The sequence below is a fragment of the Natranaerobius trueperi genome (assembly GCF_002216005.1).
Classification (GTDB): Bacteria; Bacillota; Natranaerobiia; order Natranaerobiales; family Natranaerobiaceae; genus Natranaerobius_A; species Natranaerobius_A trueperi.
Genome location: NZ_NIQC01000014.1, coordinates 19,461 through 43,076, shown reverse-complemented (window position 1 = coordinate 43,076; position 23,616 = coordinate 19,461). Strand labels below are relative to the sequence as shown.

At 32.7% G+C, this 23,616-nt stretch carries 26 protein-coding genes; 5 read left to right on the top strand and 21 right to left on the bottom strand.

Annotated features, from left to right (window positions below; translation table 11 throughout):
• Nucleotides 1–4 precede the first annotated feature (4 nt).
• Complete coding sequence (locus tag CDO51_RS07465) at nucleotides 5–1,243, bottom strand: D-alanyl-D-alanine carboxypeptidase family protein (protein WP_089023668.1); 1,239 nt, start codon at nucleotides 1,241–1,243, stop codon at nucleotides 5–7.
• A gap of 132 nt (nucleotides 1,244–1,375) precedes the next feature.
• Between CDO51_RS07465 and CDO51_RS07460 the strand changes: the two genes are divergently transcribed.
• Nucleotides 1,376–1,648, top strand: a complete 273-nt coding sequence (locus tag CDO51_RS07460; protein WP_089023667.1) for a TMEM165/GDT1 family protein — start codon at nucleotides 1,376–1,378, stop codon at nucleotides 1,646–1,648.
• Between the two features lie 75 nt (nucleotides 1,649–1,723).
• Here CDO51_RS07460 and CDO51_RS07455 read toward each other — a convergent pair whose 3' ends face one another.
• A complete protein-coding gene (locus CDO51_RS07455; protein ID WP_089023666.1) occupies nucleotides 1,724–3,256 on the bottom strand; it encodes a DUF3794 and LysM peptidoglycan-binding domain-containing protein in 1,533 nt (510 codons plus the stop codon).
• A 210-nt stretch (nucleotides 3,257–3,466) separates the two neighbouring features.
• Here CDO51_RS07455 and CDO51_RS07450 point away from each other — a divergent pair, with 210 nt between their 5' ends.
• The gene (locus CDO51_RS07450; protein WP_089023665.1) at nucleotides 3,467–3,928 is read left to right on the top strand and encodes a hypothetical protein; all 462 of its coding nucleotides are present in this window, start codon (nucleotides 3,467–3,469) and stop codon (nucleotides 3,926–3,928) included.
• An 8-nt stretch (nucleotides 3,929–3,936) separates the two neighbouring features.
• Here the strand turns inward: CDO51_RS07450 and CDO51_RS07445 are convergent, their stop codons facing one another.
• From CDO51_RS07445 to metG, 6 genes are all read right to left on the bottom strand, one after another.
• The gene (locus CDO51_RS07445) at nucleotides 3,937–4,203 is read right to left on the bottom strand and encodes a Veg family protein (RefSeq protein WP_089023664.1); all 267 of its coding nucleotides are present in this window, start codon (nucleotides 4,201–4,203) and stop codon (nucleotides 3,937–3,939) included.
• Nucleotides 4,204–4,303: 100 nt separating this feature from the next.
• Complete coding sequence (locus CDO51_RS07440; protein ID WP_089023663.1) at nucleotides 4,304–4,780, bottom strand: ribonuclease H-like YkuK family protein; 477 nt, start codon at nucleotides 4,778–4,780, stop codon at nucleotides 4,304–4,306.
• Nucleotides 4,781–4,808: 28 nt separating this feature from the next.
• Entirely contained in the window at nucleotides 4,809–5,672 is an 864-nt protein-coding gene (rsmA, locus tag CDO51_RS07435; RefSeq protein WP_089023662.1) for a 16S rRNA (adenine(1518)-N(6)/adenine(1519)-N(6))-dimethyltransferase RsmA, read from the bottom strand.
• Between the two features lie 99 nt (nucleotides 5,673–5,771).
• Nucleotides 5,772–5,837: a hypothetical protein gene (locus CDO51_RS15365; RefSeq protein WP_420811486.1), complete on the bottom strand. Its 66-nt coding sequence runs from the start codon at nucleotides 5,835–5,837 to the stop codon at nucleotides 5,772–5,774.
• A 715-nt stretch (nucleotides 5,838–6,552) separates the two neighbouring features.
• Nucleotides 6,553–7,323 (bottom strand): TatD family hydrolase, encoded by a 771-nt coding sequence (locus CDO51_RS07425; RefSeq protein WP_089023661.1) that lies wholly within the window; start codon nucleotides 7,321–7,323, stop codon nucleotides 6,553–6,555.
• Entirely contained in the window at nucleotides 7,324–9,285 is a 1,962-nt protein-coding gene (gene metG, locus CDO51_RS07420) for a methionine--tRNA ligase (protein ID WP_089023660.1), read from the bottom strand.
• Nucleotides 9,286–9,572: 287 nt separating this feature from the next.
• Here metG and CDO51_RS14985 point away from each other — a divergent pair, with 287 nt between their 5' ends.
• Nucleotides 9,573–9,821: an AbrB/MazE/SpoVT family DNA-binding domain-containing protein gene (locus tag CDO51_RS14985; RefSeq protein ID WP_089023659.1), complete on the top strand. Its 249-nt coding sequence runs from the start codon at nucleotides 9,573–9,575 to the stop codon at nucleotides 9,819–9,821.
• A 105-nt stretch (nucleotides 9,822–9,926) separates the two neighbouring features.
• Here the strand turns inward: CDO51_RS14985 and rsmI are convergent, their stop codons facing one another.
• A complete protein-coding gene (gene rsmI / locus CDO51_RS07410; RefSeq protein ID WP_089023658.1) occupies nucleotides 9,927–10,793 on the bottom strand; it encodes a 16S rRNA (cytidine(1402)-2'-O)-methyltransferase in 867 nt (288 codons plus the stop codon).
• A 94-nt stretch (nucleotides 10,794–10,887) separates the two neighbouring features.
• Here rsmI and CDO51_RS07405 point away from each other — a divergent pair, with 94 nt between their 5' ends.
• On the top strand, nucleotides 10,888–12,408 hold the full coding sequence (locus CDO51_RS07405) for a Mur ligase family protein (RefSeq protein ID WP_089023657.1): 1,521 nt from the start codon (nucleotides 10,888–10,890) through the stop codon (nucleotides 12,406–12,408).
• A gap of 2 nt (nucleotides 12,409–12,410) precedes the next feature.
• On the opposite strand, the gene CDO51_RS07400 is transcribed toward CDO51_RS07405, so the two are convergent.
• From CDO51_RS07400 to CDO51_RS07390, 4 genes are all read right to left on the bottom strand, one after another.
• Nucleotides 12,411–13,316, bottom strand: a complete 906-nt coding sequence (locus CDO51_RS07400) for a PSP1 domain-containing protein (RefSeq protein WP_089023656.1) — start codon at nucleotides 13,314–13,316, stop codon at nucleotides 12,411–12,413.
• On the bottom strand, nucleotides 13,309–14,265 hold the full coding sequence (gene holB, locus CDO51_RS07395; RefSeq protein WP_158212375.1) for a DNA polymerase III subunit delta': 957 nt from the start codon (nucleotides 14,263–14,265) through the stop codon (nucleotides 13,309–13,311). Before holB ends, CDO51_RS07400 begins: the two co-directional genes overlap by 8 nt.
• Nucleotides 14,266–14,366: 101 nt before the next feature.
• Complete coding sequence (locus tag CDO51_RS13790) at nucleotides 14,367–14,591, bottom strand: hypothetical protein (RefSeq protein ID WP_158212374.1); 225 nt, start codon at nucleotides 14,589–14,591, stop codon at nucleotides 14,367–14,369.
• An 81-nt stretch (nucleotides 14,592–14,672) separates the two neighbouring features.
• Entirely contained in the window at nucleotides 14,673–14,888 is a 216-nt protein-coding gene (locus CDO51_RS07390) for a hypothetical protein (RefSeq protein ID WP_089023654.1), read from the bottom strand.
• A 72-nt stretch (nucleotides 14,889–14,960) separates the two neighbouring features.
• Here CDO51_RS07390 and CDO51_RS07385 point away from each other — a divergent pair, with 72 nt between their 5' ends.
• Nucleotides 14,961–15,704 (top strand): ZIP family metal transporter, encoded by a 744-nt coding sequence (locus tag CDO51_RS07385; RefSeq protein WP_089023653.1) that lies wholly within the window; start codon nucleotides 14,961–14,963, stop codon nucleotides 15,702–15,704.
• A 24-nt stretch (nucleotides 15,705–15,728) separates the two neighbouring features.
• On the opposite strand, the gene CDO51_RS07380 is transcribed toward CDO51_RS07385, so the two are convergent.
• The 8 genes from CDO51_RS07380 to CDO51_RS14980 form a co-directional block, all read right to left on the bottom strand.
• Nucleotides 15,729–16,205 (bottom strand): YaaR family protein, encoded by a 477-nt coding sequence (locus CDO51_RS07380; protein ID WP_089023652.1) that lies wholly within the window; start codon nucleotides 16,203–16,205, stop codon nucleotides 15,729–15,731.
• Nucleotides 16,206–16,207: 2 nt separating this feature from the next.
• Nucleotides 16,208–16,537: a cyclic-di-AMP receptor gene (locus CDO51_RS07375; protein ID WP_089023651.1), complete on the bottom strand. Its 330-nt coding sequence runs from the start codon at nucleotides 16,535–16,537 to the stop codon at nucleotides 16,208–16,210.
• Nucleotide 16,538: 1 nt separating this feature from the next.
• On the bottom strand, nucleotides 16,539–17,171 hold the full coding sequence (gene tmk / locus CDO51_RS07370; RefSeq protein ID WP_158212373.1) for a dTMP kinase: 633 nt from the start codon (nucleotides 17,169–17,171) through the stop codon (nucleotides 16,539–16,541).
• A complete protein-coding gene (locus tag CDO51_RS07365; protein WP_240503519.1) occupies nucleotides 17,158–18,522 on the bottom strand; it encodes an AAA family ATPase in 1,365 nt (454 codons plus the stop codon). Before CDO51_RS07365 ends, tmk begins: the two co-directional genes overlap by 14 nt.
• Before the next feature lie 41 nt (nucleotides 18,523–18,563).
• Nucleotides 18,564–20,000: an aminotransferase class I/II-fold pyridoxal phosphate-dependent enzyme gene (locus CDO51_RS07360; RefSeq protein ID WP_089023649.1), complete on the bottom strand. Its 1,437-nt coding sequence runs from the start codon at nucleotides 19,998–20,000 to the stop codon at nucleotides 18,564–18,566.
• A 153-nt stretch (nucleotides 20,001–20,153) separates the two neighbouring features.
• Nucleotides 20,154–21,506: a sodium-dependent transporter gene (locus CDO51_RS07355; protein WP_089023648.1), complete on the bottom strand. Its 1,353-nt coding sequence runs from the start codon at nucleotides 21,504–21,506 to the stop codon at nucleotides 20,154–20,156.
• 193 nt (nucleotides 21,507–21,699) lie between these two features.
• Nucleotides 21,700–23,157 (bottom strand): IMP dehydrogenase, encoded by a 1,458-nt coding sequence (gene guaB, locus CDO51_RS07350; protein ID WP_089023647.1) that lies wholly within the window; start codon nucleotides 23,155–23,157, stop codon nucleotides 21,700–21,702.
• Nucleotides 23,158–23,418: 261 nt separating this feature from the next.
• Entirely contained in the window at nucleotides 23,419–23,553 is a 135-nt protein-coding gene (locus CDO51_RS14980; RefSeq protein ID WP_276207006.1) for a hypothetical protein, read from the bottom strand.
• Nucleotides 23,554–23,616: the final 63 nt, after the last annotated feature.

The window sequence follows — 23,616 nt, the reverse complement described above, 5'->3', positions numbered from 1 at the left end:
ATTGTTAATATCGATATTTTCTTTTGAATCGTTCTTTCTGTCTTTTTGATGATTTTTTCTTTTTAACTTTTTCAATGGTTATATAACTAACCATAAGTACAATTCCACCTAAACTAGCTCTAAACCACCATCTAGTATTTATTGCCTGGTTAATATCCTCTCCAAAATAAACAGAAGTACTTATTAGTTCTTCGCCATCAGCAATCCACTTAACCGTTCCTGCTTTCTTTCCTTGTTCAATTGGTGCTTTTATTGATTTTTTTAGCTCCAATTCTTGTTTTACTTCTGTACGACTTTTAGATATAGGAAGTTTCACATCTTCTTTAACAATTAAGGGAGATTTCTGTGCCCCATTTATTATACTAACCTCTTTTAATATATCGTCTTTTTCCATTAACTTTGTGTTAAGGTAATTATCAAAGCCATAATCCAAAAGAGTTTTAGCATCTTCAAATATCACATCACCTGTAGCAGACATTAGTACAGCAATCAAGGTCATATCATCTCGTTCAGCAGCAGCTACAAAAGTACGATTAGCAGCTCGTGTGTAACCAGTTTTTACACCTATAGCTCCTTCATAATTATTTAATAATTGATTTCTACTTACGAGCATTCTTTCCTCTTCTTTATCAGGCCAGGGTATAGTTATATTGTTAGTTTTAGCTATTTTACGAAATTTAGGGTTCTGTAATGCTTCTCTGGTAATTACAGCTAAATCAAAAGCACTAGTCTTATGCCCTTTCTCTGTCAGTCCATGTGGATTTTTATAGCTTGTATTAATAGCACCTAATTCTTTTGCACGTTCATTCATTTTGTTAGCAAACTCCTCTACAGAACCGGAAACATGCTCCGCTGCAGCTATTGCTCCATCATTAGCTGACTGAACCATTATACCATATAACAAATTTCTGACACTTATTTTATCATCAAGCCCTAAATACATGGAAGAACCCGGTGTTCCGTAAGCTTTAGGACTTACCTCTACTATTTCTCTTAATGAACAGTTTTCCATTAATAAAAGAGAGGTCATTATTTTAGTCGTACTAGCAGGATGCATTTTTCTATGTTTATCTTTATCAAAAAGAACCTTTCCAGAATCCATTTCCATTAAAACAGCTGTTTCTGACGTAATCTCGGGTTGATCTTGATGTCTAGCAAAACTTTTTGAATTACTAGTTGTTAAAAATATAATTATAATAAAAAAATAGATAATTACTGTAATGAAGTTTTTAGAATTTTTCAAAAAAGCCCCCCCTTTTAGCCGTCTGTTCTATTATAACGGAATTGATAACTAACTTTCAATAGTATGTCAGGAATAGGTGGCCCTTTATTGCAATAATTATAATTAAGCTTTTTTATAGGGAGGAGAGGACTAATGTTCGAAAGTATTTTTGTCACTTTTTTATTAGTATTTTTAGCTGAATTGGGTGATAAAACTCAACTAGCCACTATGTTACTTGCCACACAAAAAAAATCTGCTATAGGTGTTTTTATCGGAGCTTCAACTGCTTTAGTACTTTCTGCATTAATTGGTGTTACTCTTGGACATTATTTATCTAAATTGGTACCTGAACATATTCTCAAGATTGGAGCCGGTATTTCTTTTATAGTCATTGGTGTTTTCTTATTGTGGGCACCAAAAGGTTAATCTAATTGCATAAATTAGGGTCCACCTAAGGGACTCTAATTTATGCAAAAAAAGTAGCCTTTACGGCTACTAAAATTATTTTTGATTTATAAATAATTTTTGTCCCTCAAAAATAAGGTCAATATCTTTTATACTATTGGCCTCAGCCAACTCGTTTACATCAACATTGAACTTATGGGCTATATCATAGAGCGTTTCACCTTTTTGTACAATATATACTTTTAGAGATGGTTTTTTTCTCTTTTCCCCTCTGTCTTTCTTTTCTCTTATTGCTACTACAACTTCTACACTTTCTGTATCAACTACTTCTACTAAAGCTTGGATAACTGCTCTCATATTAATTACTGATGGATCTTCTTTCTCTACTTCTGTTTTAATAAAATCTAATCTAGGTAGATAAAATATATTACTGTTTTCATTTATTCCAGCTATTTTAAATGTTTTTTGAGAAGTAATTTCTTTACTAGATTCCTCTATGTCTCCAGTTTCTAATTGATACTTAAAACTCATAAAAAATATCGTCTCAAGTTTCACTCTATCATCTTTTTGTTCTATAATTTCATAGTCAATATCAAAATCAACGCTAACCAACTCTGATAAAGGATTATCTAACTGTATATCTTCTAAAAGATTAATTTTCTCAGATGTTCTTCCCTTTACAACAGAAGTAGTTATCTTATCTGAATCAATATATCCCTCTCCTACCTCTAGATCAGAGACTATTGTTTTTTCAATTTTTTTTCGAACAACGGCAAAAAAGTCTATTGTTATATAAGTATTTAATTGATTATCTTCTTTAGATAAATTATACTCAATATCATTAATTCTCACAAGTTCATCCACATTCATTTCAGGTGTAATACCAGTAATCTCAATGGATTCTTCAAATTCCTTTGTGAAAGTTTCGCTTTGGAGTTCATCAGTTTCCATATCGATATATTTACATAGTTTAGTTAAAGTTCCTCTAACTAATATTTCATTATTATCTATTTTTGTTTCCACATTATCAATTTGAACATCTAATGATTCAATTTGATCCGTTAAATTCGACAGAGGTAATGAATATTCGAATGAAGATGTAGTAGTTTCTAATGATACAAACCGATCTATACTAATAGTATCTTTTGTTACTCCCTGTTCCTCTTCTTTCATGTCGGTAGCAATCTCTAAGTTTAGTTGATCTATAACTACACTAAAAACTTCTATTTTAGCTACTAATGTATATCTTCTATCTCTATCTGACTCTTCGTCATAATGTTTTTCTATGTCTACAGTTTCTATTCTAGCCCAAGTTTTAACTTTATGATGTTTCAACGCACCTGGAATATTTACATCACACATAAAGTTCAAACTCACAGGTTTTTCCTTGTTCTCACCTAATGAATCAATGTAATTTATAGTTAGTTCTAATTGACCTGATACATCAACTTTATCATAATTAGCTTCACTATTAATATTACTTAGCTGCTTATCTCTAAGTTCCATTATTTCTGAAACTTCAGAGTCAAATTGAATTTCCTCTGTAATCTTAGTAATACGCCCTGCCTTACCGATTAAGCTGTCAAGTTTTAAACGTTCTTTCTCTAAAGCTTTCTTATGATCAGCCATCTCCGCCCTCCTCCTTATAAATCAAAAATACTTTCTCTTAGAATCTATTATATAAGTATGAAATAAATTCTTGTTTTGTGTTTATCTTTAAGAGAAATAACAAAACAAATAATTCGAACAGGTGTAGTTTAGGACTCATATATTGTACTAACTCCCAAAAAACAATATGAACTGCTTATTAAGGATTAGGGCTTAAAGGAGGGAAGAGATATGGCAAAAAAATGGACTAATAAAGAAATACAATTGCTAAAAAAAATGTATCCACATGAAGATAGAAAAACATTAGAACAAACTTTTAACCGTAGTATGGCTGCAGTAACTTTTAAAGCTAATAGTTTGAACTTAAAAAGACAAAAGTATTGGACTAAGAAAGAAGAAGAGTTGTTAAAAAAATATTACCCAAAACTTTCTGATTCTGAGTTATCAAATTTACTAGATAGAAGTATCGCAAGTATTAGAAATAAGGCAAGTCGATTAAGTTTAAGAAAAGAAAATAAAAACTCTTCTTCAAAACCTTGGACCCAAGAAGAAATCAAAACATTAAAAAAAATATATCCAAAGACAAATAAAAACCAATTAGAAGAAAGGTTTCAAAGATCTATGAATGCTATTAGAAATAAAGCATTTCAACTAAACTTAAAGAGAAAACCAAATAAAAAAGGTCCTGATTAGGACCTTTTTTATTTGGCAGCTAAATTCCATGGCTTGTCATCTATTAAAGTCAATTCAACAGCTTTTGTTAACACATCTGCATAATTAAAAGTAAATCTTTGGCTATAAGATGATTCGTCAACTCTTATTATGAATAATGATGGATAGGTACTTTCTAAGACACCTTCTTTTTCAATAACTTTTTTTCTGCCACCATTTGCTTTTAATTTTATTTTCTTTCCAACACATTGGTCGAGGGAATCTTTGATTTCACCCAGTGAGTTTTTTGCTGGCATTTTTTTCACCCCTATACTAATGTAACATAACAGAGGTAAAATGTCAAATGTATCACTTAATTGTAGCAAGTAATTCTTGTTCTTGTCAAGGGAAAATTAGCTACTTAGTATATTTATCTGCAACTTTTGACGCTCCAAAGGAATTTGGTTTTATCTTGGGTGAAAAACCACTTCCAATAACCATGCCGACAACCTCTCGTATTAAATCTTTAGTGTCACCGCTTTCCCCAACATCTAAATGAATTTCTAGGTTAAAGTTTTCTTCTTTAATACTAGAATCTTTGAGTTTTTTAAATATTTCCCCTGCTATTTCAACACTTAAAGAGGTTTCGAAAAATATTTTATGTCGTAAAGATGTAATATTATCTTCATACTTCTTGGTAAAAAAATACCTAGCACCTTTACCTTCCTTATGCACTATAATAGCTGTTACAAAACAGCAACGGTCCTGAATGTTCTGTGAATCTGTTCCTATTATTAGATTGAATTTATCTTTAGGATTATTAACGATACAATCAACAATATCCCAATAAACCTCTGTAAGATTTAGTGAACCGCGCGAAGGACTTCGGTACATATTTTTTTACCACTACCTTTCTAAGATTCTATCTTACTTTAAGATTATTATAAATTGTCTCAAAAATTTCACCAAACTTTTCAGTTGAAAGCTCCTCAGCTCTAGCATCTTTGGCTACATTAGTTTGTGCTAGAAACTCAATCAATTCAGATTTACTACCTTCATAAATACTTACGATATTATTTACAAATGTTTTTCTTCTACTAGAAAAAGACTTGTTTATAAAGTTGATAAATACTTGTTCATCTTGTACAGGTATTTTGGGTTCATCTCTTTTTTTAAGATTGACTACTGAAGAGGAAACTTTTGGTTTAGGGTAAAAAACATTATTGGGTACATCAAATGCTAATTGGGCCTTAAAGTAAAAGTCTAAAATCACAGAAATTGCACCATAATTTTTACTTCCTGGAATAGCTGTAAACCGTTCTGCTACTTCTTTTTGAACCATAAGGACCATACGATCTATAGGTTGGCGTTCTCTAGCTAATTTCATCACTAGCGGGGTAGTTATATAATATGGTAAATTAGCTACCACTTTTAATTGCTTTTCATCCTCATTCTTTATTATATTATTAAAATCAACTTTTAATGCATCACCTATAATTATATCAGTATTATCATACCTCTCTAAATTCTTCTCTAAAATAGGTATTAGTCTATTGTCTAACTCAATTGCTATTACTTTTTTTGAAACTTCAGCCATTTGTACTGTCATTGTTCCTAATCCAGGACCAATCTCTACAACTTTATCATGATTTTTTAATTCAGCAGTAGCTATAATCTTTTTAATGATATTCTGATCTACTAGAAAATTTTGACCGAAACTTTTTTTTGGATGAATACCAAAATTGCCTAATAGTTCTGCTACTCTTTTGGGGGAATATAAGTTCATCTAATTCACTCCTAGGTTAAAAACTTTTATCACCATAACTTATAACTTCTAGATTAACATCTCCTACACCATAAGGTGCAAAACCGATCTTTAGCAGATTTATTTCGATAGATCGATAACTCTTCCTTCAACAAATGGACCTCTATCGTTTATTTTAACTATCACTCTTTTTTCAGTATTAAGAATGTAACTTGTACTATAGACCCCATAGGTAAGCTAGAGTGGGTAATTGTCAAGTAGTACATATCGTATTCTTGTCCACTATAAGCTATTTGCCCATGAAATTTAGATCCATACCATCATGATGCTTCTTCGGTTTCTGTCTCTATAAATCAACCCCGTCGACATCTTCAATATAACTAAATTATGAGGTTCCTAGGCCTTTGATTATTTTATCAACTGGTTCTTTTTGATATTAAACTGTTTTTCTTTTGATATAAATTCTTCGCCTAAATAGATCACTTTAATCCGTTCTTAAGAAAACCATTCTGACCTTCTTGTATAATATAATTTCTTTCTCTCCTTTTAACATATCATCTGTTTTAATTTTCTCTTTGTCAAATGACAACACTTCATTTTTTCTTTAATATCAGTATACCACCTATTTATTTTTAAATACATCGAACTTGTTTCAGAGTTTAATTCTGAAACAAGTTCGATTTCATTTTTGTCTCTAAATTCTAAGTCTAGATCTTTTTTAACATCTTCTTTTTGTAGTTTTTTATATATTCTAATTCTTTATCCTTTTCTCATCAAAAACTACAATAACATCCGAATCCATCATTAACGCAATATTTACTCCAAATACTGCAATAAGAAAAACACAATTAGAAATAATACTATCTTAAATATATCCAAACTTTTTTCACTAAATTTCTCCTTAAATTTTAAACAGGTTTGAAGCATTTTCCCCTGTTATAGATACTACCTCTTGAAAGTCAACGTTCTTTATTTCTGCTATAGCTTCTGCTACTAGTCTTACATAAGCCGGTTCATTTATCTTTCCTCTAAAGGGCTCAGGGGATAAGTAAGGGCAATCAGTTTCTACCATTAATCTTGATAACGGCACTTGTTTTACAACTTTTCGTAATTCTTCAGCCTTCTTAAAAGTAATATTTCCTGTAAAAGAGATAAAGTAACCTAGATCCAAAGCCTTATCAGCAATTTTCTCATCTCCTGCAAAACAATGAAAAACTCCGAATACTTCATTTTTAAACTCTTCTAAAATCTCTAACGTATCTTCATGAGCTGCTCTGTCATGTATAATAACAGGTAGTTGTAACTCGTTAGCTAGTTCAAGCTGTTTTATAAACGTTTCTTTTTGGTTCTTTTTAGGCGAGTAGTTCCGGTAATAATCTAAACCCATCTCACCTAGTGCAACAACATATTCTCGGTTATCTTGCACAAGTTTCTTTATCTCTTCAATATAATTATCTGGTAACTCTTCTGTATCATGAGGGTGAATACCAACACTTGCAAAAATTTCCGGATATCTTTTGGCAAATTCAATAGATTTTTGTGAAGACTCCAAAGTAATACCTACATTAATTATCCTAGATACCCCTTTTTGTTTAGCCCTAGAAACTACTCTATCTAAATCTGGGGCTAATTTTTTTGAGTCTAAATGAGCATGTGTATCTATTAGTACCATTTAGTTCACCTGACTTCCATTTTTTATTTCTTTATCCGGAAATCCTGAAAGTATAGTATCACCAGTTTTATCATCAGTAGCAGCTAAAATCATACCTTCTGATTTAACCCCTTTTATTTTTACTGGTTTTAAGTTTACAACCATCATCACTTGGCGGCCAACCAGGTCCTCTTCAGTATAGTGTTCCTTTATACCAGCTACTACTTGTCTTTTTTCGAACCCTAAATCTACTTGTAGTTTCCAGAGTTTATCTGCTCCTTGAATACTTTCAACAGACGTAATTGTAGCTACCCTTAAATCAAGTTCTTTGAAAGTTTCAATATCAGTTTGTTGTTTTACTGGTAAATAAGCATCTTCATTTTCTGAAGTTTCATTATCTTCATCTTGGTTTGTTACAAAAGATTCGACCTCTTGAGAGATATCTAATCTAGGAAACAAAGGTTTCCCTTTGGAAACTTTTATATTTGTCGAGATATGCCCCCAGTCTAAAATACTTTCGTATTTGTGTAAGCTAGCATCTTCACTTATTCCAAGTTGTTCCCATATTTTCTTAGGTGTTCTAGGCATAAAAGGAGATAAGTAAATAGCTATATGTCTTAATGATTCAGCTAAATTATATAAAACTGTACCTAATCGCTCTTTTTTGTGAGGGTCTTTTCCTAGATTCCATGGTTCAGTTTCATCAATATATTTATTTGATCTCCCTACAAACTCCCAAAGAACTTTCAACGCTTCAGAAAAATCTAACCCATTCATATGTTTGTCAATCTTATCAGGAACTTCTTTAGCCTTAGCTATTAAAGCTTTATCTATTTCGTTTTGTTCTGCTGGTTCCGGAATCATACCATCGAAATATTTATCAATCATAGCTATAGTTCTATTTAGTAGGTTACCAAGATCATTAGCCAAGTCATAGTTAATTCTTTGTACTAATGCTTCCAATGTAAAAACCCCATCAGAACCAAAAGGTATTTCTCTTAATAAATAATATCTAATCGCATCAGAACCATATCTTTCAGCCAGTACTTCAGGATCTACAACATTACCCTTTGATTTACTCATTTTACCATCATTAAGTAATAACCAACCATGTCCAAATACTTGCTTTGGAAGGGGTAGGTTTAGCGCCATTAAGAAAATAGGCCAGTAAATCGTATGGAATCTTACAATTTCTTTACCTACTAAATGTACATCACAAGGCCAATATCTCTTATATAAAGAATCATCCTCTGATAAATAACCTAATGCTGTCAAGTAATTAGTTAGCGCATCTAACCAAACATAGACTACATGATCAGTATCCATGGGAACTTCTATTCCCCACTTAAAAGTAGTCCTTGAAACACATAAATCTTCAAGACCAGGTTTCAAAAAGTTGTTTATCATTTCTTTTTTTCTTGATTCTGGCTGAATAAATTCTGGGTTATTTTCAATATGCTCTAATAATCTGTCTGCATATTTACTCATTCTAAAAAAGTAACTTTCTTCTTTTACCCATTCAACCTTACGACCACAATCAGGACAAACTTGTTCATTATCTAACTGTCTACTCAACCAAAATGACTCACAAGGAGTACAATACCATCCTTCATATTTATCTTTGTAGATATCTCCTTGATCATAGAATTTTTGAAAGATCTTTTGAACGATTTTTTTGTGCCTCTCTTCAGTTGTACGAATAAAGTCATCATAGTTTATATCTAACGTATTCCATAAATCTTTAGTCATATCCACAATTTCATCAACAAACTCCTGTGGACTTTTATTTTGTTCTTTGGCCTTTCTTTCTATTTTTTGACCATGTTCATCCGTCCCCGTTAAAAACATTACGTCATACCCTGTTAAGCTCTTATACCGCGCCATACAATCAGCTGCTACAGTAGTATACGAGTGACCAATGTGCAATTTATCACTAGGATAATAGATAGGGGTTGTAATATAAAAAGTACCTTTCTCTGCCATCGTTTTTACCTCCTCTGCATTATTAAAGACGAAAAGCCTTCACGTTTAAAAGAAGGCTTTTTTAGTTTATCCATTACACTTTATCAAATTACAAGACAAAGTTCATAGATATGATACACTGCTAGAATTTATCAAAATTATAACAAATAAATTATGACGTTACAAGAAAACCAAACTTCAGCTGTATATTTTTACTAAAATTGTATTTTTTTCTTTTAATTTCTTAACTTTTTTGGTATACTGTAAGTATATGGTTGTCGAAAGTTGTCAAAAAAGGAGGGAATATAATGAAATCTACTGGTTTAGTTAGAAAAGTTGATGAATTAGGCAGAATTGTTATACCCATTGAATTAAGACGTAACTTAGGTATTGAACAACGAGATTCACTAGAGATCTACATTGAAGGTGAAAATATTATACTTAAGAAATACGAACCTGCCTGTATTTTTTGTGGTACTGCTCAAGATGGGGAAATGATTCATCATAAAGGTAAAAACATTTGTAGAACATGTGCTAAAGAATTATCTAATAGTTAAGGACAAGCATTTAACAAAATACCACAATAGTCTATGCTCCCCTTAAGTAACAGATTTAAATATTTAATCTGTTACTTAAGGGGAGCATTTTATTATCCATCAACATTACTGATCGTTTTTTTCTTTTTCTAATTTCAAAGCTTTTTTATAAACTTCTCGTTTAGGTTCATCTCTTAACTTACTCACTAACTTTATTGCATCTTTTTTTGAGAAACCTTCTCCTATTACTTCATGTAAATGTTCTTCAGTCGTTAGTTTCGAAAAATAGTTTTCCACTCCCGCATTATCGATTCCCTCAACTAGTAAGGTGATTTCTCCTTTAAAATTTCTACTTTCTAACTTAGAAATTAGGTCATTAGCAGTACCACGTATAAATTCTTCATGTATCTTAGTAAGTTCTCTTGCGATTACAATCTCCCTATCAGTTAAATGTGGCTCTAACTCTCTTAAGGTATTTAACATCCTAGATGAATTCTCATAAAGTACAACGGTACTTTCACTAGAAATTATTTTATTTAAAAATTGTTTTCTTTGAGCACCTTTTCCAGGTATGAATCCCAAAAAAAGAAAAGAACCGGTATCTAATCCCGAAGCTGCCAATCCTGTTATTACAGCTGATGGACCAGGTAATGAAATTACTGTCAAAGAATTATCAATAGCTTCTCTTACTAAGTATTTTCCTGGATCTGATATAGAAGGTGTCCCTGCATCTGAAACCAAAGCTACATCGAATCCTTGATTTAGTTTATGTACCAAGTTTTCACCTTTTTTCTCCTGATTAAATTTGTGATAACTTATAAGGTTCTGATGATAAATATCTAAATGATTAAGAAGTTTTTTAGTTCTTCTAGTATCCTCACAAGCTATAATATTAACATTTTTCAAACAATCAATTACTCTTAATGTAATGTCCTTTAAATTTCCTATTGGCGTTGGACAAATATATAATTTACCTTTGTTATTACTATCCATTTTACCACCTCTCTTCTACTTTTTCCCAAAGAATAAACAATAAAACAAGTGTAAAACTAATCTTACAACAATAATTTAAAAGGAGCATCATGAAATGATATCTAAAAATTTTACTTCTAAGTCTCAAAAAATCACTCTTAAAGACCTATTAAAGAATTCTTTACCTGAAATCTCAACTGAGTTTGCAGATATAGGAAGCATACCTAATAGTGACGTTGAAATAACTGGTGTCACAGATAATTCAAAAGAAGTTTATCCGGGTAATGTTTTTGTGGCTTATCATGGAGAAAGACATGATGCTCATCAATTTATTGATGAAGCTATTGAAAGAGGTGCTTCTAGCATTGTTGTAGAAAAAGAGCAACCTCCAAAAGATGTACCTATAATTAAAGTTAATAATGGGCGTAAAGCCCTAGCTAAATTAGCATCTTCAGTTCATAATCACCCGGGAGATAAGTTAAAGGTAATAGGAGTAACAGGAACGAATGGGAAAACAACAACCACGGCAATGATTAATCATATCATTAGAAGCCAAAATAAAAACTCCGGGCTTTTAGGAACAGTCCATTATTCAATAAATGGTATAAAAATGCCTGCGGAGCTTACCACTCCTCAGGCAAAAGATTTATACAAAATACTAGAAAATATGGTCGAAAATGAGGTTGAATATTTAACTTCTGAAGTTTCTTCCCATGGACTAAAGCAAGATCGTGTATCCGCTATCAATTTTGACATAGCTGGTTTTACCAATATTAGCCGGGATCATATGGATTTTCATGATTCTTGGGATGACTATGTCAAAAGTAAAGCTAAATTTTTTCAAATGCTCTCACCTGAAAGTATCTCTATTATAAATGCAGATGACAATCATTTTGCTACTTTCGCTGATAAAACCCTCAGTAAAATTATAACTTATGGAATAGAAACACCTAGAGCTATGATAAAAGCTAAAAACATTAAATTTAATAACTTCCAAAGTAGATTTACACTTAAGTTATCCGAAGAATTACCAACTCTAGGAAATAAACCGATTGATCCAGTAACTAAGGAAGTCATAATTCCAGTTCCTGGTCGTCACAATATTTATAACGGTTTACTTGCCTTAACTAGTTGTATTGTAGCAGGTTTTGATATAGATGAGGTTATCAAAAATATCAGCAATTTCCCTGGAATATTTAGAAGGCTTCAGGTTCTCAAAAAAAAGCCCTATACAGTACTTGATGATTGTGCACATAATGTAGCTAGCATGGAAGCAGTATTTAATACTATTTCAGAACTCCCCTTTGAAAATTTGATAATTGTAATAGGTGTTAGAGGAAATAGGGGTAAAGAAACAAACAAAGAAAACAGCTCTATTTTATCTAAGTGGATTCAAAAACTCCCTGTTAAAAAATTAGTAATAACAACAAGTGAATCTCATGCTGCACCCAAAGATCAAGTTCAAAAACAAGAACTAGAAGCTTTTTTAGAACCAATTCAGAAAAATAAGTTTCCATATGAACTAATATCAGATCTTAAGAAATCTATCAAGTGTAGTGTTAATTCAGCAGAAACAGGTGATCTTGTGCTAATTCTTGGACCGTATGCTATGGATAAAGCACAGAATTTTGTTTAAATTTAATCTTCTAATTCCCTTAAGTCCTCATCTATTTCATCATTCTCTTGTTCTTTTGTAAAACACTGATGATTACTACACGAATGTTTTTTACAACCTTTTCTTATCCCTGAAATAGTATCTAACTGATATTCTTGTATTTGGTTTGTATCGTCTAATTTTATTTGAACCGTCCCTTCAATAATATTAAAGTCTTGAACTTCACCTTGTCCTTCTTCTGTAGTTACTGTATCACCAACTTGAGGAAATTCCTCTTGTGCTTTTTCATATACTTCTGACTCATATCGAAGGCAGCACATCAAACGACCACAAATACCTGAAATTTTATTTGGGTTTAAAGCTAAGTTTTGATCTTTAGCCATTTTTATTGACACTGGATCAAAATCTCCTAAAAAAGATGCACAACATATTTCTCTACCACAAGGACCAATTCCACCAAGCATTTTTGCTTCATCTCTTACTCCTATCTGTCGTAACTCTATTCTTTTTTTGAAAACACCAGCTAAATCCTTTACAAGATCTCTAAAATCTACCCTTCCATCTGCTGTAAAATAGAATATGATTTTACTGTCATCAAAACTCTGTTCTACATCAACAAGTTTCATTTCTAACCCATGTTTTGATATCTTATCTAAGCAAATATTAAACGCTTCTTCTTCTCTTTGTTTAATTTCTTTATTTTTTTGTTTGTCTTCATCTGTAGCTTTTCGAATAACTGTTTTTAGTGGGGCCACAATTTCTTCTTCTCCAACCATTTTAGGGCCTATCACAACCTGACCAAATTCTAGGCCTCTAGCTGTTTCCACAATAACATTATCTTCAAGTTCTAGATCTATTTCATTGGGGTCAAAAAAATATATCTTTCCCGCAGGTTTAAACCTGACCCCTATAACTCTATATTCACTCATTATTAATTACCTCCTTAATTTCTAAAAACATGGCTTCTAATGTTAATAGCCTATTAACATTTGTTAATAGTTTCCCCTTCGTATGCAAAATAATTTCAATTATGCTATATAACATGTCCCGGGAAATAACTTTTTGATCATCAAAAAACTTTTCCTTTAATAAAATATTTATAAGCTCAAGAAACTCTTCAGGTCTATCCGAGTTGTCTATTTCTTCTGCCCATTTTAAGGCATCCATTCTACTGAACCTTGAAAGATCTTCAGTTATTTTTCTGGCATTATCTATCATCTTCTGATAACTTTCATCTTTTAAGATTGCTAGCCCCCTACCTACTAGTCCATTAGATAAGGATACAGCTAGTTTAAGTTCTTCTTCCTCTACATCAACTTGTCTATTCAATACCTCTCTGACTTCAAACTCTTTTAATGAAGTAAGATGATAAGTTTCACACCGAGAAGTTACTGTAGATAGTAATCTTTGGAGTTCATTTGCTGTTAGTAAAAATATTACATATTCAGGGGGTTCTTCTAATACTTTTAATATACTATTAGCACTTTCCCTTGTCATATTTTCTACATTATTTATCAAAAAGATCTTTTTATCACTTTCTGTTGGTTGGTAGGAAACAGAATGTTTAATTTTTCTAATATCTTCAATCTTTATAGATTTATCTTTTTCACCTATATATATTAAATCTGGATGAATTCCTTTGAGCACTTTTTGACAAGATAAACAAACTCCACATGGACCTTTATTATTATCAAAATTTTTGCATAGTATGGATGATGCAAACACTTGAGATAAAGTTGATTTCCCTTGACCTTCAGGACCAAAAAATAGATATGCATGACCTATTTCATTCTTTACAAGTTGACTTCTAAGGCTATCTATTATATTTTTTTGTCCAACAAACTGAGAAAAGTCACAAACATCCATGTATTTCACCACTTTCTAAAATAAATAATTAACTTCTAGCTTTCCTTATTATATCAGTTTATAAAAATAAAAGACAACTAAACATTCTATTTACAATATATGTTATAATGAAATCAGTAAAAGTTATTATTATAATTAGAATTAGTCCCTTGCTTTCTATTTAAAGGGCAAACCCATTTGATTCTTTTGCGTGAATTACAATAACCATCATATTTGAAAGTAAGGCTACTATCTTTAGGGCAAACAGGAATACCAATTTCATTAAAATTTTCACCTAGTTTTTTAGAGTTTCTACGATTTTTACTAATTACTGGCTTTAAAGAACATTCTTCTATCAAAAAGCGAAAATTTTCAGTACTATCAAAGCCGGCATCATCTGTAAAAAATTGTATTTTTGAATATCATGACGTTTCTTAACGCTATTCATTATGGGGTTTTAAAGTAGTAGAATCTTTCTGACCCTCAAAAAGTTCAATATCTCTAATAACACCAAACCCATCTGTCAATACAGCACCAGTAAAAGCGTAAGCAAAATGACCATTGGTGTAAGAAAGTTTAGCCTTGGGCTCAGCTTTAGAACGTTTAGGCATTTTACTAATAGTTTTGGCAATTAATTCATGCAGGTCTTTTTGCAAAATCTTCTTATGGCAGACTTTTTAAGTTTTGCAGGGAGCTAATATATTATTATAATAAAAAGGAGGGCCCTTATGGAAAGTCTACTCTATAGCTTCATTGCTGGTGCTTCTACAGCTATTGGTGCTATAATAATTGCTTTAATTGGTCGCCCAGGACAAAAAGTACTTTCTGGTCTACTTGGTTTCGCTGGAGGGATAATGATAGCAATTTCTGCTTTTAAGTTGATTCCTGAAGCAGAAGAAATTTCTTCAACATATTCTGCAGTAATAGGGTTTATATTAGGAGCTGCTATGATGTATTTACTTGATAAACTAATACCCCATACACATCTACCCGGTGGTGATGAGGTTGTCACAGAGGGAGTTAGTACCAATTCAAACGAAAAAAGCGTATTAAAAACAGGTTATCTCATTTTTTTGGGAATTGCATTACACAATCTACCCGAAGGTTTAGCTATTGGTGCAGGGCTAGAATCAAATCCTGAATTGGGTTTTGCTATCGCTGTTGCAATTGCCTTACACAATATTCCTGAAGGAATGGCTGTAGCAGGACCTCTTCGATCAGGGGGTATTAGTTGGTTTAAAGTTTTCATGTTAACACTTTTCGCTGGTTTAATGACCCCTGTTGGTGCAGCGATTGGTCTAACCATTTTTGGCATTTCCTCTATATTTGTAGGGCTAGGTCTTGCTTTTGCTGCAGGAGCAATGGTTTATATTGTAAGCGATGAACTCATGCCTATGTCTCATGGTTACCATAATCATACTGCTAACACTGGATTTATTATGGGTTTTATTTTAGGATTCCTAATTGTCTAAACTCTTAAAAGCTCCTGTAGAACTTTATTGATAAAGATCTAACAGGAGCCCTCTTATTTCATCAATTTTAGATATTAGATCAACTTTATCTTTTTCTCCCTTTATAACATCTTCGCCTAGTTCAACAAGTTTTTCATCAATTTTTTTAATATGTATATATATCTTTTGATTACCGAATCTAGTCCTACCCCTAGATCCTAATACTTGATACGCTTCTCCTAAAAAAGTTTTCATAAAGTTTTTTATACTATCTCTATAAGCTATAAAACTATCCCAACTCATATTATCAGCTAATTGTTCACCTTTATTTTTAATATCTTGCCAAAGTTCATCTAGTTCATCAGTCATTTCTTTAGACTTAGCTTTTGAAAACTGTGTTTGAAAGTTCGTGATTTTTTTAGACACTTTTTTATTTTTAGCTTTACCGATTACTTTTCCATGTCCTTCTCTTCTACCATTTCCTATCTCAGAAATTCTTGGCACTGGTCTCACCCTTTCCACTACTAAACTTGTTCAAAGTTTTCTACATCAACTACGAAAATAGTTGCCCCTCCAACTGTTACTTCAACTGGAAATGGTAGATAAGAATCTGTTGTCCCTCCAACTGGGGAAACTGGATTAACCATTTGCTTTCGAGAACTACAATGTTCTTTAACTGAATCTATAACTTCATGTACTTTTTCTTTTGATACTCCTATTAATAAAGTGGTATTCCCTGACCTTAGAAACCCACCGCTACTTGCTAGTTTAGTTGCTTGTACTCCTTTTTCATTTAAAGCATCTAATAACAGTGGGGCATCTTTATCTTGTAAAATTACTATTACAAGTTTCATATTAGTCCACCTCACTCGCTCTTTTGAATTGATCACATATGTCCCAAAAAACTTCATCCTTACTTCTATTGCCATCTATTATAATGATTCGATCGGGCTCTTTGCTTGCTATTTTTAAGTAGTTTTTTCTAACTTTTTCTTGATATTGTAACCCTCTATTTTCAATTCTATCTCTACCACGATTCAGCCTTTTGAAGGCTTGTTCAGGGTCTATATCTATTAGAAAAGTAATATCTGGACGTATTTTGTCTAATGTCAAACTATTAATATTTCTAACATCTTGAGAAGTTAATGGATCACCTCCCCCTTGGTAAGCAATGCTCGAATCAATAAAACGATCACATAAGACAACTTTCCCAGCTGAAGCATTCGGTAATATAACTTGGGTTACGTGTTGAACTCTTGAAGCAGCATATAAAAGCGCTTCTGCCTCCATTGTCATATCACTGTATTTTCTATCTAACAAGATACTTCTAATTGCATCTCCAACATTAGTACCACCTGGCTCCCTAGTTGTAATCACATCTTCACCTTGTTTATTTAAGTATTCCTTAAAATATAATAATTGTGTACTCTTCCCACAGCCATCTATCCCTTCAAAAGTAATAAACTTTCCTGTTTTAAAGCACATCATTGTTCCCCTCACTCTCGTCCCGATCATTTTGTTGAAAAATATGTCGTAATGCTTTTTCTACCTGTGCTACTTTATTTTTTCTTATGATATGGACAGGAATATTTTCTTCATAGGCTTTTTTAATTTTTTGCGCACCTTTACGCTTTTGTGCTTTAACCGTTAGCATTAAATCGGCTTCTTTCATGTGTCTAGTAAGTTCAGCAGGTACTTTAAGTTCTTTTATTAAACGTTTAACAGTATCTTTACTGACTGCGTAAGGGTATATTTTTTGAACCCCATTTGATGTGTTTTTTAAGTTATCTTCTTTACTTTCCTTAGAAAGATCTTCCTTTAAGTTTGAATTCTGAATAACTTCAGTTTCCCCGTGTTCATTTCTGATCCTAATTTCCGGTCGAGGAGTTCCTCCTCGTAAGATATAATCCACAACTTTTTCTAACGGGTTATGTACTTTAAGTGTGTTTTTATCAAAAATTTCAATAACTGAATCAAACGTCGGAGGTGCCTTGCGTTCTAAAACAGTTTTTTGACTATTTCTTCGCTTAGCCTCTTCGTCTCCTAGAATTACTGAATCTATACCACCTAATAGTTCAGATAAGGTTGGATTTAATATTAAATTTTCTAATGTGTTTCCATGTGCTGTTGCAATCAATTGAACACCACGTTCAGCAATGGTTCTAGCCGCTTCTGCTTCTTGATAGCTTCCGATTTCATCAATTATTATTACTTCTGGCATATGATTTTCAACTGCCTCTATCATCACATCATGTTGTTTGTCAGGAGTTTTTACTTGCATTCTCCTAGCATGCCCTATAGCAGGATGAGGAATATCACCATCACCTGCAATTTCATTAGATGTGTCTACTATAATTACTCTTTTTTTAAATTCATCTGCTAAAATCCTTGCCGTTTCTCTTAAAATTGTAGTTTTTCCTACACCAGGACGACCTAATAATAGAAGTTTATCTTCATTTTCGACAATGTCTCTTATGATATCAGAGGTTCCATAAATGGCTTTTCCGACACGACAAGTTAAACCAATAATTCTTTCTCTTCTATTCTTAATTGCAGAAATTCTATGTAACGTCTTCTCTATTCCTGCCCTATTATCGTCACCAAAGGGCCCTACTCTATTACATACATATTCTAAATCTTGTTCTGTTACAACATCATCAGTTAAATAAAAAAACTCTCTTGGATATCTAGCTTCAGGACGCTTGCCTAGATCAATAACAACTTCAACTAATCTATCAAGATCATCCCTTTTCTCAATTTCTTCCCTTATATGAGTTGGAAATACTTCTAAAAGCTTGCTGAGTTCTTTTTTGAAATCACTCATTTGAAATTCTGACATAATAATCACCCTCACTATTGCTTTATCTAGTTTAATCTATTTTATTCTGTTACTAAAATCATTCCAGAATCTTTATAGCTAAAGCCTTGGCAGTGAACTTTAGTCTTTGTTAAGTAATCCAAAAATTCATAGACTTCCTCGGTTATAACTTCCCCTGGTACTAATAATGGTATACCAGGAGGATAGGGTATAACAAATTCCTTTGCTACCATTCCTATGGAATCTGATAGTTTTAAGTACCGTCCTTTTCTAAATGTTGCTTCCCTTGGTGTGAGCTTTTGAACTGGTCTTTTGGGTAGCTCATATTTATATTTTTTAATCTCTTTTTTACCTTTAATACTATAATCTTTAGATATCTTTCTGAAACTCGCTTCCAATCTTTCTATTTGTTCTTTTGTGTGTTGAGGAGTTACTAGGAGTAATATTTGATTTTCTTCAGCCAATTCAACCTGTATATTATATTCTTTTCTTAAGATATCGGAAAGTTGATAACCATTAATCTTTAGCTCATCTAATAATACAGTGATTTTTGTAGGATCTAATTGAAATCCTTGATTGCGAGTATAATCTTTTGATAAAAGCTTAATACCAGGTATAGAATCCAATGTAGCTCTCATCGGATATAGTTTGTTGTCAAGAAAATTACGCCATGTAGGTTTGTTTTTCTGATTATATATACGAGCCATTTCTATTGACGCCATAAGTAAGTAGGAAGGACTCGTTGTTTGAATTAATTGTAACATAAATGCAATTTCTTCTTTAGAAACTCTTCCCTTCTTCCCGTGTAAAATCGAACTTTGTGTTAAAGAGTTCAATGTTTTATGAGTGCTTTGAACCCATATATCAGCTCCATATTCTGATGCACTGATAGGAAAATCCGTGGCTAAATTAAAATGGGCTCCATGAGCTTCATCAATTAAAAGCGGACGATCCGTAATAGATCTTATTCTAGTTAAATCTACTGTCACACCATAATAACTGGGGTTTGTAATGAAGATTGCTTTCAAATCTTGTTCTTGATTTATTATTTGTTCAAGTTTCTCGATATCTAAATTTAAAGGCAATGTATTATGTAACCCTAATTTCATTTGACTGTACACAGGTTTAGCTCCATTTAAAATCAAAGCACTATACAAAGATTTATGCGCGTTTCTTGGTATCAATACTCTATCTCCTGGACCTACAGTTGCCATTACCATTGCTATAATACCTGCTGATGAACCGTTGACAAGATAGTGACAAAAATCTGATCCGTAATATTCTGCAGCTAATTCTTGTGACTTTTTTATAACTGATTCAGGGGAATGTAAGTCATCAAGACCAGGAACTTCTGTTAAGTCTTTTTGAAAAATTGTAGAACCCAAAAAAGATTCGTTCTTATATACCTTCTCTATTCCATTATGACCTGGGGTGTGATAGCGATCAATGCCTTGATTTATGTATTTATCTATTTCATCTAAAATAGGTGTTTCACTCATATAAATTACTCCTTCAAGTAGCAATTTTTTAAAATTAGTGTTAGTAGCAAATATATTATTCGTGATAACATAAAAATAATCCTTTATTTGTCAAGCTATGAACTTGCATATTGAAAAAGGGGAGTTCTGTTTAGAACACCCCTCGTCCTTTAATTATTCCCCAGTAATTGTTTGATAAATCCCAAATAACATAACAACTAAAACACTTATCGGAATCACATATCTTAATAGTGGTGCTACCCAATTACCAATCTTGACTGATGTAGCCCCTTTATTAGCTTCTTCTACAATATTTTTACTGCCCAAAGCATGTCCTGCAAATATTGAAGTTAGTGCACCTCCAAGAGGTAACATAACACTATTTGCAATAAAGTCATACGTATCTAAAATATTACCAGCAAAAGTAGTTGCTTCTGACCAAACACTATAACCTAAGATTGGTGGTAATCCTATTAAGAATATAACACCCCCGACAGTTAATGCAGCCTTTTCTCTTGGCCAATTCTTTTCATCTATAACATATGCAACAACCACCTCAAGTAATGAAATAGCAGAAGTTAACGCAGCTATAGTTAAAAGAATAAAGAATAAAACCCCAAAAATGCCACCCAAAGGCATTTCAGCAAATACCGCTGGTAGAGTTACAAATACCAGTCCTGGTCCTTCTCCTGGGTCAAATCCAAGTGCAAATACCGCTGGAAAAATTGCAAGTCCTGATATTATAGCTAGCAAAGTATCAGCACCGATAATTTGAATTGAACTTGTAGGAATATCATCTTTATTAGAAAGATAACTACCATAAGTTATAATTGCACCCATACCTAAACTTAAAGTAAAGAATGATTGGCCAATAACACTTAAAAAAGTTTTTGCGGTAACAGCACTAAAATCCGGACGAAAGAGGAATGAAATTCCTTCTCTAGCGCCTTCAAGTGTTACAGATCTAAATACTACAGCCACCAACAGTATTGCTAAAACAGGCATTAACATTTCTACAACTTTTTGAATACCTTTAACAACACCAGCAGAAATAACTCCAACAGTTATCACCATAAAAATCAAATGATATAATATAGGTTCTAATAATCCTGAAATATGAGTTTCAAACATAATATTTGCAGCATCTATGCCCTCTGGAAATCCACCTAAAGATCTAAAAATATAAGATAACGACCACCCAGCGATAACAGAATAATAACTTAGTAAAACAAAACCAGTTATAACACCTAGTCCACCTACTAACCACCACGGGGTATCAGGTGCAAGATTCTTATAAGTTCCGATTGGATTTTTTCTAGATTTTCTGCCTAATGAAATCTCTGTGACCATTAAAGGATAACCTATTAATACAACTGCAATTAAATATAAAAATAAAAATGCGGCACCACCGTGCTCTCCGGTTGCAAAGGGAAAACGCCAAACGTTTCCAAGTCCTACAGCAGACCCTGCTGCAGCAAGGACAAATCCAAGTTTAGATCCCCATTGTTCACGAGAATTATTCTCCATTATAATCCCCCTTTTTTTAACAGTTTTTCTACTTAATCAAATAGTAATTTATTCTAAATCTTCCCCTGGTTTTTATGATGTTTTAGAATTTACTGAATTGTCGCTCTATTATTTTTGTGTTTCAAATGGGTTTAATAAAATCCTTGTAGTAATACATATTTACAGTCTTCCTGTAGAAGTGCAGAGCACCCAATTATACTGTATAATTGGGTGCTTCTTTAGTAATTTGTATATCATGAGGGTGACTTTCTTTTAAGCCTGCTCCAGTTATTTTAACTAATTTCGCTTCTCTTTGTAGACTTTCTATATCTGGACTTCCACTATATCCCATGCCTGATTTAAGTCCACCTATTAACTGGTACACAGTGTCTTGTAATACCCCACGGTAAGGAACCCTTCCTTCAATACCTTCAGGAACAAACTTTCTCTTACCTTCTTGAAAATACCTATCTTTGCTTCCTAGTTTCATTGAGGTTTCAGATCCCATACCTCGATAAACTTTATAACTTCTTCCTTGATAGATTTCAAATTCACCTGGACTTTCTTCCGTTCCTGCAAATAGACTTCCTATCATCACTACATTAGCACCAGAAGCAATAGCTTTTACTATATCTCCAGAATATTTTACTCCTCCATCAGAAATTACAGGAACTCCTTTCTCTTGGGCTACTTTAGCAGCATCCATTACTGCGGTAATTTGCGGTACGCCAACACCACAAACAACCCTAGTCGTACAAATAGATCCGGGTCCAACCCCTATTTTAACGGCATCAGCCCCTGCATCTATTAGGTCTTTTGTACCCTCTGGGGTAGCTACATTTCCTGCTATTAATTCAACCTCTGGATATGATTCTTTTATATGTCTCACTGATTTTATAACATTTTGAGAGTGTCCATGAGCCGTATCAATTACTAGTACATCAGTCTTTGCATCTACTAATGCTTTTACTCTCTCTTCTAGGTCTGGACCAATTCCTACAGCAGCACCTACAATAAGTCGGCCTGATGCATCCTTGGATGCATTTGGAAACTTAATAGCTTTCTCTATATCTTTGATCGTAATTAAACCTTTTAAGTTGCCTTCTTTATCTACGATAGGTAATTTTTCAACCTTATGCTTTTGTAAGATCTTCTGTGCCTCATCAAGTGTAGTTCCTTCAGGTGCAGTTATAAGATTCTCACCTGTCATTACATCCTTGATAGGTTTATTAAAATCTTCAACGAACCTCATATCTCTGTTAGTAATTATACCAACTAGTTTCCCTTCATCCGTGATTGGCACTCCAGAAATTTTATAACGTTCCATCAGTGTAGCAGCATCATCGATTTGATGGTCTTTAGAAAGGTGAAATGGATTTGTAATAACACCATGTTCAGAACGTTTTACTCTATCTACCTCTAAAGCTTGTTGTTCAACAGTCATATTTTTATGAATGACTCCTATACCACCTTCTCGAGCCATTGCAACAGCTAACCTAGACTCAGTAACAGTATCCATTCCAGCACTCATCAAAGGGATATTTAGTCGAATTTTCTTGGTTAGTTGAGTCTTTGTATCTACCTCTTTTGGTACAACTTGAGATTTTGAAGGTACAAGTAGTACATCATCAAAAGTTAGTCCTTCTTTTATTATTTTATCTTCAAAATCCATATCTACACCTCCGTATTTTACTTGATATTAAGCAGTAGTTTAGCAGACTACTGTATTAATGTCAATTAAAGATTTCAATTTATATCAGTGTTCCTTGAAAATGTCACCTAAAAAAATGTTCAGAGAAATGTCACCCCCCCAGGGAGGTAGGCCAAGTATTAAACTCGGTCCTTAGAATTTAGTATAGCATTTAAAATTTCCTGATCAGTCATATCGTAGTTCAAATTAGCTTTTCTTGTTTACTAAGGCTATTTTCATTACCTAAAATATCACTATAGTTAGTTGTATCTTTCTTACTTTTTGAAAGAAACCCTTGTTTGTTTCACCTGTATGATAATCTATTAATAACTCTTTACAGATTTTATCAGTAATTTCATCACCTGCTATAGGTACCATTTGATAACTACTACCGCAATATCTAATGTATCTGCTCTAATACCCACTAGTGCAATATTTAGC

Excerpts from the sequence above, each read along its gene's own strand:
- guaB (WP_089023647.1), bottom strand. The coding sequence starts at position 23,157 with ATGGATTTTGAAGATAAAATAATAAAAGAAGGACTAACTTTTGATGAT.
- CDO51_RS07400 (WP_089023656.1), bottom strand. The coding sequence starts at position 13,316 with ATGAGTGAATATAGAGTTATAGGGGTCAGGTTTAAACCTGCGGGAAAG.
- metG (WP_089023660.1), bottom strand. The coding sequence starts at position 9,285 with ATGGCAGAGAAAGGTACTTTTTATATTACAACCCCTATCTATTATCCT.
- CDO51_RS14985 (WP_089023659.1), top strand. The coding sequence starts at position 9,573 with ATGAAATCTACTGGTTTAGTTAGAAAAGTTGATGAATTAGGCAGAATT.
- CDO51_RS07360 (WP_089023649.1), bottom strand. The coding sequence starts at position 20,000 with ATGAGTGAAACACCTATTTTAGATGAAATAGATAAATACATAAATCAA.
- CDO51_RS07440 (WP_089023663.1), bottom strand. The coding sequence starts at position 4,780 with ATGTACCGAAGTCCTTCGCGCGGTTCACTAAATCTTACAGAGGTTTAT.
- CDO51_RS07450 (WP_089023665.1), top strand. The coding sequence starts at position 3,467 with ATGGCAAAAAAATGGACTAATAAAGAAATACAATTGCTAAAAAAAATG.
- CDO51_RS07375 (WP_089023651.1), bottom strand. The coding sequence starts at position 16,537 with ATGAAACTTGTAATAGTAATTTTACAAGATAAAGATGCCCCACTGTTA.
- CDO51_RS14980 (WP_276207006.1), bottom strand. The coding sequence starts at position 23,553 with ATGGTACCTATAGCAGGTGATGAAATTACTGATAAAATCTGTAAAGAG.
- rsmI (WP_089023658.1), bottom strand. The coding sequence starts at position 10,793 with ATGGATAGTAATAACAAAGGTAAATTATATATTTGTCCAACGCCAATA.
- CDO51_RS07405 (WP_089023657.1), top strand. The coding sequence starts at position 10,888 with ATGATATCTAAAAATTTTACTTCTAAGTCTCAAAAAATCACTCTTAAA.
- CDO51_RS07355 (WP_089023648.1), bottom strand. The coding sequence starts at position 21,506 with ATGGAGAATAATTCTCGTGAACAATGGGGATCTAAACTTGGATTTGTC.
- CDO51_RS07445 (WP_089023664.1), bottom strand. The coding sequence starts at position 4,203 with ATGCCAGCAAAAAACTCACTGGGTGAAATCAAAGATTCCCTCGACCAA.
- tmk (WP_158212373.1), bottom strand. The coding sequence starts at position 17,171 with ATGATGTGCTTTAAAACAGGAAAGTTTATTACTTTTGAAGGGATAGAT.
- CDO51_RS07365 (WP_240503519.1), bottom strand. The coding sequence starts at position 18,522 with ATGTCAGAATTTCAAATGAGTGATTTCAAAAAAGAACTCAGCAAGCTT.
- CDO51_RS07460 (WP_089023667.1), top strand. The coding sequence starts at position 1,376 with ATGTTCGAAAGTATTTTTGTCACTTTTTTATTAGTATTTTTAGCTGAA.
- rsmA (WP_089023662.1), bottom strand. The coding sequence starts at position 5,672 with ATGAACTTATATTCCCCCAAAAGAGTAGCAGAACTATTAGGCAATTTT.
- CDO51_RS07385 (WP_089023653.1), top strand. The coding sequence starts at position 14,961 with ATGGAAAGTCTACTCTATAGCTTCATTGCTGGTGCTTCTACAGCTATT.
- CDO51_RS07425 (WP_089023661.1), bottom strand. The coding sequence starts at position 7,323 with ATGGTACTAATAGATACACATGCTCATTTAGACTCAAAAAAATTAGCC.
- CDO51_RS07455 (WP_089023666.1), bottom strand. The coding sequence starts at position 3,256 with ATGGCTGATCATAAGAAAGCTTTAGAGAAAGAACGTTTAAAACTTGAC.